The 12,640-nt window shown below is 65.5% G+C and carries 8 protein-coding genes; 2 read left to right on the forward strand and 6 right to left on the reverse strand.

The window, feature by feature from the left end; translation table 11 throughout:
• Positions 1-1,348: ABC transporter transmembrane domain-containing protein (locus tag D472_RS0102885; protein ID WP_017603001.1), on the reverse strand; the 1,348-nt coding region annotated here is incomplete at its 3' end.
• 179 nt (positions 1,349-1,527) lie between these two features.
• Here D472_RS0102885 and D472_RS0102890 point away from each other — a divergent pair.
• Entirely contained in the window at positions 1,528-2,526 is a 999-nt protein-coding gene (locus tag D472_RS0102890) for an iron-siderophore ABC transporter substrate-binding protein (RefSeq protein ID WP_017603002.1), read from the forward strand.
• Positions 2,527-2,528: 2 nt separating this feature from the next.
• On the opposite strand, the gene D472_RS0102895 is transcribed toward D472_RS0102890, so the two are convergent.
• Positions 2,529-5,957 carry a phosphodiester glycosidase family protein gene (locus tag D472_RS0102895; protein WP_033303037.1) on the reverse strand — a complete coding sequence of 1,143 codons (3,429 nt, stop codon included), beginning with the start codon at positions 5,955-5,957 and terminating at the stop codon, positions 2,529-2,531.
• Positions 5,958-6,362: 405 nt separating this feature from the next.
• Positions 6,363-7,205, reverse strand: coding sequence for a tetratricopeptide repeat protein (locus tag D472_RS27045; RefSeq protein ID WP_152447882.1), 843 nt, complete (start codon positions 7,203-7,205; stop codon positions 6,363-6,365).
• 337 nt (positions 7,206-7,542) lie between these two features.
• Between D472_RS27045 and D472_RS0102905 the strand changes: the two genes are divergently transcribed.
• Complete coding sequence (locus D472_RS0102905; RefSeq protein ID WP_017603005.1) at positions 7,543-7,743, forward strand: hypothetical protein; 201 nt, start codon at positions 7,543-7,545, stop codon at positions 7,741-7,743.
• A gap of 1,070 nt (positions 7,744-8,813) precedes the next feature.
• On the opposite strand, the gene D472_RS0102910 is transcribed toward D472_RS0102905, so the two are convergent.
• The 3 genes from D472_RS0102910 to D472_RS0102915 are packed head-to-tail and all read right to left on the reverse strand — an operon-like array spanning position 8,814 to position 12,443.
• Entirely contained in the window at positions 8,814-10,781 is a 1,968-nt protein-coding gene (locus D472_RS0102910) for a DUF3732 domain-containing protein (protein ID WP_017603006.1), read from the reverse strand.
• 5 nt (positions 10,782-10,786) lie between these two features.
• Entirely contained in the window at positions 10,787-11,266 is a 480-nt protein-coding gene (locus D472_RS29465; protein ID WP_083903361.1) for a three component ABC system middle component, read from the reverse strand.
• Complete coding sequence (locus D472_RS0102915) at positions 11,259-12,443, reverse strand: ABC-three component system protein (RefSeq protein WP_017603007.1); 1,185 nt, start codon at positions 12,441-12,443, stop codon at positions 11,259-11,261. Before D472_RS0102915 ends, D472_RS29465 begins: the two co-directional genes overlap by 8 nt.
• Positions 12,444-12,640 lie beyond the last annotated feature (197 nt).

Genomic DNA, 12,640 nt, shown 5'->3' on the forward strand with positions numbered 1-12,640 from the left:
GTTCGGTGGCCAGGTTGGAGCGCAAAGTGCCCTCGAAGAGGACACCGCCATGTTCCTCCACCAGCACGGTGCGGCGCAGCGAGGCCAGGTCGAGTTCGTCGACGGGCACACCGGCGATGCGCACCTTCTGGCTCGCTTCGGCGGGGGCGCGCCCGGTCAGGAGGTCGACCAGGGCCTCGGCCTCACGAGGGTCGGTGGTGAGCACGCCGAGGAACTCGCCGGGGCTCAGGGTGAGGTCGATGCCGTCCAAGGCGCGGTGGCGGACCCCTTCCAGTTCGACGAGCGGCGCTCCGCCGGGGAGTGGTTCGGGCAGGGCCCGGTCGCCGGGGGTGACCGCGTCGGGGGCGGTGAGCAGGCGTACCAGGCGCTGGGCGGAGGCCCGGGCGGTGGCGAACATCTGACCGACCATCCCCAGGGCCCGAACGGGTTCGGCGAGGAACTGGGCCAGGCCGACGATGATGACGAGTTCACCGATGGTGAGGTGGCCCTGGATCGCCATCCACCCGGCGACGCCGGCCACACAGGCCAGGAAGAGGGCACCGACGGCGGTGACCAGGCCCTTGTAGAGGCCGTTGCTGGCGGCGGCGCCGATCGAGGCGTCCAAGGCGCGATCACTGGAGCGGCCATAGCGCAGGGAGGCGTTGTGTCGGGCGCCGATGCCCATGAGCACCCGCAGGCCGCCGACCAGGTCGGTAGCCATGGCGGTGGCACGGGCGGCGGTGGCCTGTTTGGCCTCGGTACGGCGAGTGATGCGGGCGGCGGGCAGACGCAGCAGCAGGAGCATCAGGGGTACGCCCACCAGGACACCGACGCCGAGAGGGAGGTCGATGGTGAGCAGGACGACGGTGGTGACCACGATGGCGGCTACCTGGGCGATTCCCACGGCCCAGGCGCGGGCGTAGGTGGCGGCTTGTTCGGCGTCGGAGGTGGCCACCGCCAGAACCTCTCCGGAGCGCAACCCACTGCGTTCGCCGCGGGGGTGCAGGGCGCGGCGGGCCGATTCCAGTCGCAGCATGTGGGCCTCGCGTTCGACGACGCCGAGGGTGATGCGGGCGCCGGAACGGTAGGCCAAGGCCAGGACGGTGAAGAGCAGGATGAGGCCGCCCACGCACCACAGCAGGGCGGTGAGGTCACCGGTGGCCACGGCCTGGTCGATGGTGACGCCGATGGCGACGGGAACGAGTGCTTCGCAGAGTTGGTGCAGCGACAGCAGGGTGGCGCCGAGGGTGATGCGGCCGCGGTGGCGGCGCAGGGTTCGGGAACGTAGTGCGGCGGCACTGGTGGGGAGGGGATCGTCGGTGGGCGGGGCGGCGGGGGCGGGGGCCGCCCGGCCCTCGGCTGTGATCATCTGGTCGTTGGTCCCTGGTCGTCGTGTTCTCGATCGTCGAGCTGCTTGCGTCCGGGTCAGGTTAGCCAGATCGTGCCACGCATCCGACCATGGGAGGTGCGCTTTCGTCCTGAAATCACGCTAACCTGACCACGCCACATTTAGGCAAGGCTAAGCTTAATTCCATCCAGTGAGGTTTCATGAAGTCCGGCCCTTCCTCCCCTTACGGCCTGATCGCCACCGGTGCCCTGGCCACCCTCCTGCTCACCGCCTGTGGTGACGGTGGTACCGGCTCCCTCTCACCTTCCGGCGAGACCAGCGCGGGTTACCCGGTCACCCTCCAGACCCTGTTCGGGGACGTGGAGATCGAGGACCGCCCCGAGAACGTCGTCGCGATGGGCTGGTCGGACGCCGAGACCGCCTTGGCCCTGGGCGTGCGGCCGGTGGGCGTGGCCGACTGGCAGGGCTACGGCGAACCCCACGTCGGCCCCTGGGCCGCGGAACTGTTCGGCTCCGAGCCGGTCGAGGTGGGCACCCTGGAGCCGAACCTGGAAGCGATCGCCGCTCTGGAGCCCGACGTCATCCTCGACACCCGCTCCGATCACTCCTCCGACAGATACGACCTGCTCTCCCAGGTCGCCCCGGTGGTCGGCCCGCCCCCGGGGGTGGAGGTCACCTACGGCACCACCTGGCAGGAGCAGACCCTCCAGGTCGCCCAAGTCCTCGGCGAGACCCCGCGCGGTGAGGAACTCGTCGCCGAACTGGAGGGCCGTTTCGCCGAACTGCGCGAGGACAACCCCGGCTTCGCCGACACGACCATCGCGGTGGGTGCCTACTTCGACGGCCAGTACGGCGCCTACGTACCCGGTGACACCCGCGTGGACGTACTCACCGAGCTCGGGTTCGACTACAAGCCCGAACTGGTGGAAAGGGCCGACGGCGCCTTCTACGTCGATTTGAGCTCCGAACTGGTGGAGGAGTTGGACGCCGACCTGACCGTGGTCTTCCCGATCGGTGAGACCACCGACCCCCTCGACCAAGACCCGGTCCTGCGGAACATCCCCTCCGCGAAGGACGACCGGTTGATCGTCCTGGAGGACCCGGAGACGGCCAACGCCTTCTCCAGCGGCTCCACCCTGGGCATCCACCACGCCCTGGACGAGATCGTCCCGCTCCTCCAGCAGACCCTGGAGGAATGAGGTCAAGGCGTCACTTCGATGGTGACCCGCTCGGTGACGCCGTTCACGGTGACACCGAGCTCGACGCTCCCGGCCGACAGCGCGCTGAATCGACCCGTCGCCGGGTCGAAGACGGCCACGTGCTCGTCCCCGGCCTCCTCGACCGTCCCGATGTGGAGCTCCTTGGAGCCGAACCAGTCCGCGCCCACCGGGTAGGTGACCGGCAGGTCGATACCGTCGTTGTCCACCGTCGCGGTGATCTCGGCCTGCTCACCGACCTCGACCGTGCTCGGCGCGTCCAATTCCAGCCCGTCCACGTGGGGACGCGGCTCGGTCCTGACCCAATCCGCCGGATCGCCATCGACGTTGACTCCCCACAGCGACCAACCGGTGAAACCACCGTCCGTGGGCCCGGCCGAAGGATTCTTGCCGACGTTGCCGTTGATGACGTAGGGCACGCCGTCCACCCGGTCGGCGTGGAAGACGCCGACGCGCGCGCCGATGAAGGCCACGCCCTTGCCACTTCGGGCCTGGAAGTCGGCCAGCCACTCCTCGACGGTGGCCGCCTCCTTGCGGTCCGACAGTTCACTCGCCTTGGAGGGCGACGGGTCGCGGAAGGGCACGTGCTGGGCCACCACCACCGAGGTCACGGCGGGGTCCTCGGCCGCCTCATCGAGCTCTTCGCGCAGCAGCGGTAGCTGCGACCAGTCACCGGCCCGGTAGGAGAACCACGCCGTGTTCAAGAGGATGAACCTGGTGCCGTGGTGGTCGACCACGCGCCGGGTGTCCCCGAACGCTTCCCGAAAGTTTTCCAGCGTGCCCTCGGACACCTCGTGGCCGCCCGGCACGTAGTAGTAAGGAAGCTCGCCCCGCAACTCCTCGTCGAGGATGCGCTTGGCCAACGCGAAGTCCTCCGGTGCGGCCTCGTCGACGAAGTCACCGTTGATGATGAGGAACTCGGCGTCGCTCGCACGGATCCGACGGAGTGCGCGCCGAGTGTTGGCGACGATCTCGCCGTCCGGATCACGGGCGACGAACCGTGCGTCGGAGACCACGGCGAACCGCCAATCCTGACCGGCCACGGTCCTACCGGAGGCCACCACCGGGGCGATGACCGTTTCGGTGGGTGGTACGTCCACCGGCGGCGGCACCATCGCGGTCAGTTCGTCGATGATCACCTCACCGTGATAGCTCGCGTCCGGGTCGGTTTCGGCGAAGTAGACACGGCGCAGCCACAGCGGGTACCGCGTGCCCGGCGGCACCTCGAAGACCAGTTCCCGCCAACCCGATTCTCGGAGGTGACCGGCGCGCAGCGCGGGCAACGACCGGCCGGAACCGTCCCGGACCTGCAGGCTCGCCCACTCTCCATTGCCCTCGGAGCGCACCCGGGCGCGCAGCTCCTGTGGTTGTCCAGGGATCCGAAGTTCCTCACCGGGCGGTAGGACCCCGCCGGTCCGGGTCTGGGTCGAGGTGGTGAAGTCGTGGTTCAGCCGCACCGCGTCGCCGTCTGGACCCTCGACCACCGAGACGTCCCCGTCGGCGCGTTCACCGAAGTAGGACCAGTCGGCCGCGTCATCGAAGTCGGCGAGGACGACCTCCTCCAGACCGACGGTCACCGCGAGGGTGGTCTCCACATCGGCGACCCGAATCGTGGCGAGCGTGGCACCACTGTCGGTGGCGGCCTGGACCTCCAACCGCCCGTCCTCGGTCGCCGAGACCTCCGCGACGGTCTCGTCGATGGTGAATGCGACGTCGGCGGCCTCGATCGGTGCGGTGAACCCGTGGGAGTCGTAGCCGACCACCTCGACCACGCTGGAGGCCTCGGAGTCGGCCAGACCCACCCGTTGGGGCGTGGCCTCGATCCGGTCCAGCTCACCCAGCACGGTCAACTCGATCTCGCCCGTGGCGCTCCCCCGCATGGCCCTGACGGTGGTGGTGCCGGCCGAGACACCGGTGAACACACCATCACGGCCCACCGTACCGACCCGGCCGTCATCGGAGCGCCAGTGCGGATCGGTCTCGACCGGTGCGTAGGTCTCGTCATGACCGGCCGCGGTGAGTGTCCGTGTCAGACCGGGAAAGACCCGGTCGGGCCGGCCGGGTGCGACGTGGCCGGCACCATCGACGCCTTCGGGTTCGATCCGCGTCTGGACCCAGAAACCATCGATGCGGCCGCTGCCCTCGGGGGCGAACAGGGCGAGCCCGTTGGGCACGGGGCGTTCCTCACCGCCCGAGGGCCGGTTCTCGACCCGTACCCGCTCCGCACCGGGGGTTCGCGCCACCATGGTGGCCGACCCGCCACCGTCGAGGTTGAGCGCGGTGTGCGCGCCGGCCTCGACCATCATCTCGCCCAGCTCGTCGAGACCGACGCCCTCGGCGAAGGACGGTTGCCGGCCATCGACGCTGAGCAGGTACATCCGCGATCCGTCTTCGGAGAAGCCGATGGCCATGCGCGGGGCACCCGGGGTGTTGTCGCCCTCGCTCGCCTCTTGGACCCGCCCGTCGACGACGAGCAACTGACGACCGTTCAGCGCGGCGTGGATCTGCTGATCCTGGCCGGTCCGTACCTCGTAGTCGATGCCGACCGCATCGCCCATGGCCAGGTCCGACAGGGCCCGGGCGCCGGCTTCGCGACCGACCAGGACGAAGGCGTCATCGCCGATCTCACCCCTGCGCGGCTTGTCCGCGATCTCGGTGACGACACCGTCGGTGACCACGACCTCCCGTGTCTCCTGCGCGTCCTCGGTCACCCGGCACCGGCAGTAGCTCCCCCACAGCGGGGTGAACGCCGCGATCTCGTCGGTGCCCAGTGCCGGTTTGTTGATCGCGTCCAGTGACGGATTCTCACCGGTGGGCAATTCCACGCTGCCCTCGAAGAACACCTCCCCGATCGAACCGAGCCCGTCGGGTGTGAAGATCGCGGCGGACCCACGGTAGTCACCGCTGATCGGGGACTGGATCAACTCGCCACTTCGCACGGCCACGCCCTGGGCCGCACCGGAGGCTTGGATGTCGAAGAAGTCGCCGTTCACTGCGGCTACCGCCTCGACACGGTCCGCCTGCTCGCTCAGCGGTTCCGCCTCGGTCACCTTGCCGGGGAACAGGTAGTCGACGCTGACCCCGCCGCTGAGGTCGGCGGTCAACAAATCGGCCTGCAACCAGGTGGGCTCCCCGGTGTAGCCGTCCGGTCCGTAGGCGTCGAACGATGTCAGCGTGACCCCGGGGGCGACCGGGCGTTGGGTATCGAACGTCTCCATCCGCTGCTCCAGGGCCTCGGCCGAGGCCCTGGAGCCGTGCGGTGAGGTCTCGACGGTCCCACTGAACGCGGTGTGTTCGCGCAGGTCCTCGTGGGCCGTACTCGCACCGGAGATCGGAGCGAGGGAGAAGGCCAAGGCCGAACCCGCGGCCACAGCGACCTTGACGCGGGATCGGAGAGACCGCCTGCGATCCATGGGAAGCCTCCGTGCGGGGCGGCTGGGAACCCTTTTCAGAAACTTCCTACCACCAACCGGGCCGGTCAGGCAGGCACCCGGCACCGGGCCCTTCGGGCAGGCGCCCAACGCGCCCCGAAACCCGTTCGATTCTCCGGCCCAGGCCCAGCGGCACGAGGGAGCCCAAAGACAGCCGCCCGAAAGCGGAATCCTTCGTAGGTGCTCGGCGTGTCCGATCTCGCCGGGGTCGCCTACCCGAGCGGCCGGCGGGTGGGGGGAGGCGATCCCGGCATACACCAAAAGCCTCCATCACACCCGGCGCGAAAAAGCTGAGTGAGCCGTCCGTTCGCGGTCGACCTGAGCAGGGCGACTATGAACGGACAATCGCCCTCGGATGAGGAACTAGGCAGAAAGTCGGAGAAGCTCTCATCCCCGCTCTCGGCGATCCCACATATCGGCCTCCGTATGGTCACCCCGTGACCTCAGTACCCTGCTGAGATCGCGCATAGCGTCGATGTCGCCCGCCTGGGCTGCACGCCGCAACCAGGTTTCGGCCTCCACACGCTCGCCCCGTTCCAACAGCAGGCAGCCGAGGTTCCGCATGCCGCCGGTGTCACCCACCTGGGCGGCACGTCGGTACCAGATCAGCGCCTCCAAATGCTTTCCCCCCCTTTCCAGCTGCGAGCCAAGGTAAGCCAAAGCCTCGCCCTGACCAGAGTCAGCGGCACGCCGGACCCAGTAGTCGGCTTCCTCATCCTCTCCAAAATCTGGCAGCAGGGATCCGAGGTAGTACATGCCATCGGGATGGCCAGCTTTCGCCGCGATCCGATACCAGTCCAGAGCCTCCTTATACTTTTGCTGCTTTTCCAGAAGGTCGCCGAGCTGGACCATGGCTTCGATGTGGCCAGCCTTGGCTGCTCTCTGGTACCAGTCCACGGCTTCCTCATGCTCGCCGCGCTTCCTCAGCAGACCACCGAGGTTGTGCATGGCGTCGGTGTCTCCGCTTTCGGCCTTCTCACGCCACCCCTGTCCGGTGGCAACCTGCTTCTCGGTGGGCGAAGGCTCGACCGTGGAACTCTCAGAAGCCGCAGCGGTAGAGGTCTGATTGTCGAGCGAGGCCTTGTCCCACAAGTCCAGGAGTCGGTCGACCTCGATGTTGACGTCAACGCCGCGGGTCACCCCAGCCAAGACTTCGGTGATCATCTCGACCGCACCCTTGGTAGGCAGAGCAGGCTTTGTGAGGGTGTCGTGGATTTTGGTGTGGGACATGGGCACGCCCTTGTCGTCTAGGGCCACCCGGATCTGGCGCGAAGAAGGCCAGCCTGCTCGGTGATGCAACTCGTGCAACGCACGGTTGAGCTCACCGAGTGAGCCCGGGGGGAGGGTGGGGCGCTTCCAGGGGCGGGGCACACTAGTCCTTCCGGATCAGAGAGTCAGCATGTGTCAGAAACTGTCAGAACATCCTTCCATCACAAGCCCTGAGGTGTCTTGCTCTGTCAATGATTGGCCGATCTTGGACGCCGATGTTCTGCCGTGTTCATCCGGTCCTACGGCTGACCCAGGCTGATCGCGTCCCAGTCTGTTCACCCTTTGGTGGAGGAAGCCCATGTCCGTACTCGCCGTTGCCGCCCTTGTCATGGACCTGGTGGTCGCACTCTTGGGGACCGTTGGCAGTTGGCCACTGCTCCTACTCGTGCTGCTCGTCATCGTCCCGGCGGTGTGGTCGCGCGATGCCCGCCGCCGTCATCGCGCCCGCCAGGTCCTGCGTCTGCTGCGCCTTCGCACCGACGACGAACCGACCCCGTGATCTCTGCTGACCGTTGAGAAGCGCTTGGCCGAACTCTTGGAAGAGGTCCTGCGCCAACGGAACCCGCCCCCGCAACTGATGGTTGCGGGGGCGGGTTCCGGGTCAGGCTTTGAGGGCACCTGAGGGCACCTCACTACCAGGAAGGGGCTGCGAGGGATCGTGGCGAACAAACGAAGGAAGTTCTCGGCGGAGTTCAAGGCCGAGGCTGTACAGCTGGTTGGTGAAGAGGACCGTTTCCAAGGGTGGGCTCGCCCAAGGCCCGGGCCAGGATCGTATCGGTCAGGGACAGCCCGACGCGTTCGAAAACGGCCAACATGGACAAGGTGACACGGTTCTCGCCCTGTCTGTAGGTGGAGAACAACGGGGTAGAGGCCACCGGTCTGCACCTTGGGAAGGAACGGGGATGGCGACCACCATCGCGCACCGACGTCGGAAACACGATGACCGGTGGAGGACGCCCACCCAACCTCGGAGCAGCTCGATCGCGAAGGTTGAAGGACGGCCGAGGTCCTAGCGAGGTGCCATCGGACGCCGGCAACGGCCTGTGTGTGCTCCGTTTGTGCTCCGCAGTTTTGGACCGGGACGTCAGCGGGCGGCACGACGCGGCACAGAACGACACCCTGATTCGGATGGTGGGGGACGCTTCTAATCCGACGGTCGCAGGTTCGAATCCTGCCGGGTGCGCCACAAAACCCCAGGTCACAGCCTCAGAAGATTAGGGTCCAGCAGAGTCGTCCTGTTGGTGAGTCCAGGGTGAGACCGAGGTGGGGCCAGGTCTTCCACCCATGCCCCGTCCATACCCGTGCCTGCAGGCTCGTCGGCACCCCGCAGCGTCAGTCACGAAGACCAGCCCGTCGTCTCCTGTGCGGTCAGCAACGAGGCACCACACCGACTGATTACCTGCTGCTCCAGGTTCAGCAGCGGCCCGCTCCTGTGAGTGACGGGAGGCGATCCCAGCACTCGCCGCAGCCTCCACCAACCTCGGTGCGAGACAGTCCTGCTGTGAACGACGGAGGGCAATCCCTGAACACACCAGAGGCTCCACCACACCGGGCGCAAGACACGGGCAACTATGCGCCAGACGGAGCCTCAAGCCAGTTGGGCGGAATCAGCACATTCCCATCACGCCAGTTGTAGCGAACGCACTGCTGGAACCACGGGTCGGGCAGGTCGGCGTGGTCGCTGACGATCATCTGGAAGTTAGGGGAGAGATCGGTTGTCGCTTTGTACATGAGGTGGAACAGCCGTTTGACGGCCGCACGGTCTTCGTCTCCGGAGAGATCTTCAAGTTTCCCACGACTCTTGGCCATGTCAGAGGGATAGTAGGGCTGAGTCGGCTGGTCAAGCATGAGGAACCGGGGGACGGGCCGATTATTTGCTACGAAGTACTGGTGAAGAGCCAAGTGCACGGCCAAGTGGTATCCGACATGATTCTTGCCGCTGCCGATACGGATAAGTTCTGTCACTTCATCGATCGAGTCAGTCACCACGGTCAACTTCTTGAGATCCAGCCGGACGAGACGTTCGCCCTGCTCGAGCCGCAAGTAGCGTGCGTGGTTGGTCATCTGACTGTTGACGTAACCGAGACTGTGCGCGAGCCGCTCCTCGATGTCGTCAGCGTCCAACTGCTCTTCAAGTTCTCGAACAATGCGTTGGGCGATAGCGACGTCAGCCTCGAGTTGCTGGATCTCCCGCCCATCCGACGCGCTGTTGATCTGCCCCAGGTATGCGTCGATGCGACCGCGGGTGTATGCCTGCACCTCGGCTTGACCGAGCAGGCCAGCATGCCGCTCTCGTTCCTCGGCGAGGACACTGAGCGCGCCTTCGATACCGCGCAGTTGCTGCCGCAGCTCAGCCGAGACCTGGTCGAGCTCACGTAGGGCCTGCTCCCGGCGGGGCTGGGCCGCTTGAACCGAGTCGAGTTGCCCGCGCAGCTCTTGGAGTGTGTGCTGCATGTCTGCAACGGTCGGGTCAAGTTCCTCCAATGTGCTGCCACACGCGGGGCAGGTGTCCTCACCAGAACCACTGTCAGGTGCGAGTTCCAGAGCGGACAGGCGGGACATGCCGCGCCTGACCGCGTTGCGGTAACCGTTCTCCTCGACCTCGAGATCGGTCAGAAGTTTGCGTTCCTCAGCGACAGTGCGCAGCTGCCGACGCAGATCGCTTGCCTGCTCTCCGAGCTCCAACTCCTGACGGCGCTGCTGCTGGTCGTCGAAACTGCGCTCGGTTTGGAAAGACGCGACATTCCTCAAGGCTGCCAGGATTGCGCTCCGGTCGTTGTCGGTGGTTTCGTCTTCACCAACTAGGCCGTGAACACGTGCCTCACTCAAAAGTGACCGCAGTCTTACCTCCACGTCGCGGTTGAGGTCCTGAGCGGACTTGAGGTCGTTCTGGGCGCGGCGCAGGGCCCGGCGAGCCTGGAGGAGTTCTTGCTGGCGGGCTGCCTGATCTTCCGGGACGGCGCCGAGAAAGTAGGGGATGGTCGTCTTCAGTGCGGTACGAATGTGCGCTTCGTCGTTTTGCCGGTGGAACAGGGCCCGCTTGAGAGCGACTTCGTCCTGATTCTGCAGGCAGAGCAACATCGCGTGGCCCAGGTTCGCTCTGAGCGGGGCGGCGAACCCTCCGGCCAGAGCCTCGCTGCGAGGATCGCCGATACCTATACGCTGTCCGAGCTGCTGACGAATAGTGTCGGAGTTGGCGCCGACACGGAGATCGGACAGCTCAGGGATATCAAGGTCGGCTCCGACCTCGATCATTCCGTTGGTGACAGACTTGACGTTGGGCCGTGGAGCGGGACGGGCCACAAACACGCGTGTGTCAGGCAGCTGCAGCATGACCGCGTACCATGCGACCGTACGGAAGATTGCCGTGGCTGGCAGTGTGATCTCGTCGCGACCCAGACAGAAATCGACGATGTCGAGCAGTGCGCTCTTGCCAGTCTGAGAGGTGCCAGTGACGATGTTCAGCTCGCCGAGATGGAAGTCCAGGACGCGCTTATCGCCGCTCTTGCTGTAGAGGATAATCGACCGTATCTGCACGGGCCCTAGGGTCTCATGCCCAACAGGGCGAAAACAGTGGAAGGGTTCTCACTCTTCGCGATCCACCGTCCCACCAGAGCGGCGCTGCGCAGCAGTTCCTTCAGCTCTCCCTTGGTTCGCGGCTGCCGAGGCTGCACAGCGCGTACTCGGCCGTTCTCAAGAGCGAGTAGGTCAAACCGAAGACCGAACCGCAGTCCTTCACGTACCGCAGGTATCAGCGACTTGCTTCTCGAAGGCAGGCCCGCGACCAGCGCAGGGTGGTCGGAAACCCACTTTGGCAGGTGGGTGCGTGTTGAGGAGGGAAGTGCGCTCCGGGTGGGCCGGTGCAGAACAAGCGGCGCAACCACAAAACTCAAAGGCCAGACCATAGCTCGCCCTCCATGCTCGGCTTCATAAGCGCGTGCTGCAGAAGCCTGGATAGCAGCCAGAAGCGCGGGGTTGAGATACGCGGCCCCTGCCTGAGATCGCTCTTGCCAGTCAGCCACTAATAGCCCTCACCAGATTCTTGATGCGTTCTTCGAAGTCAGGGTGCCAGCCGATCCGACCTCGGTCGGCTAGTTCATGGTGCTTGCCACGCGAGAAGAACGCCTCGTCATAGCGTTCTCGGATCCTGTATCGGCTCTGGTCCAGAGTCTTGCGCAGCAAAGCTCGTCCGGCTTGCTGCTGTTGGGTCTCGGGGTCATCCTCGTGGAGTTCGTCCAGCATCCAGTCGAACTCACGGCTCCACTCGTCGACAAGGTTGCTTTCGAATTTTCCCAGCTCGTCCAGGTCCACCAGGTCGTCCTCGAGCCAGGCAATAGTCTGGGTGTAAGCGCGGTAGTAGTCGACCATCGCTTTGTCCAGTTGACGGCGCGCCCCTACCCACAACAGCTGATGAATGAACTGGGCATCGGCCAACTCATCCGTTACGTCCTCAGGAAAGTCTTCTCGCTGGACAAGTGTCGGCAGTCTGTCGGCCGTGTAGTCGTCACGGATCCGGCTCACACATTGCATGAGCCGGTTGACAGAGACACTCGTGTGCCGCTTCTGCAGCATCTCCACAGTCTGCTCGTACCACCAGGCCCACAGCTGCCGCATGAACGTATCAGTATGGCCGTGGGGCAGTGCCGCCCTCAGCTTCACCCGCACAGCGGCGTCCACATCGTCAATATCGGGAGAGCCATCCACCACTCGCATGCGCTTAACGAACACTGCCCGCTTAGTACCGCTGAGCTCTAGAAATGCCCTGCGGGCCTGCTCGGTGTTCTGTGCTGTGGATTCCTTGGCAGCAACGGTCAGAAGATCCAGCGCGGCTACAGGGTCGCGCTCCGGACCGCGCAATGCTGCCATGGCGGTTCCGGGTCGAGCCTGCTGGGTAGTAACCAGCGTCAGCCATGGACCGTGCGCATCACCAGGGTCGTGCGTGTCCATCCAGGACTTGATGGTCCTCCAAACGTCGTCATCTTTGTCACCAAGCGTTCGCACGCCTCGAATATGGTGTTTCACCTGCAACAAGTCGGCTGGGACACCGTTCTCCTCCCAGGCGACGTCGTCGTGGAGCTCTAGGCTGATCGCTCCGTCGGGCCTCTCATCGGCACCACGCAGCAATTCCAACAATGCCAGCTGTGCTTGGAACAAGTAGCCCAGGGCTGAGGATGAAGCATCGTGTACGGAGGGTGCCATTGATCCAGTCTCCCGATACCTATACTGCGTTGTCCAGAATCACGCTGAAATTCGAACAAATGATCGCACACCCAGCAGTGAGCATGGGCATCAAAAATTGGCGACAGCCGCATCCGAGACACGGCCGGCGCGGCAAGCGCAGCACCAACTCGCGAGGGGTCATCGGACGCTGCCAAGGGCTCGTGTGTGCTCCGTTT

It is taken from the genome of Nocardiopsis alkaliphila YIM 80379, from assembly GCF_000341005.1.
GTDB lineage: Bacteria > Actinomycetota > Actinomycetes > Streptosporangiales > Streptosporangiaceae > Nocardiopsis > Nocardiopsis alkaliphila.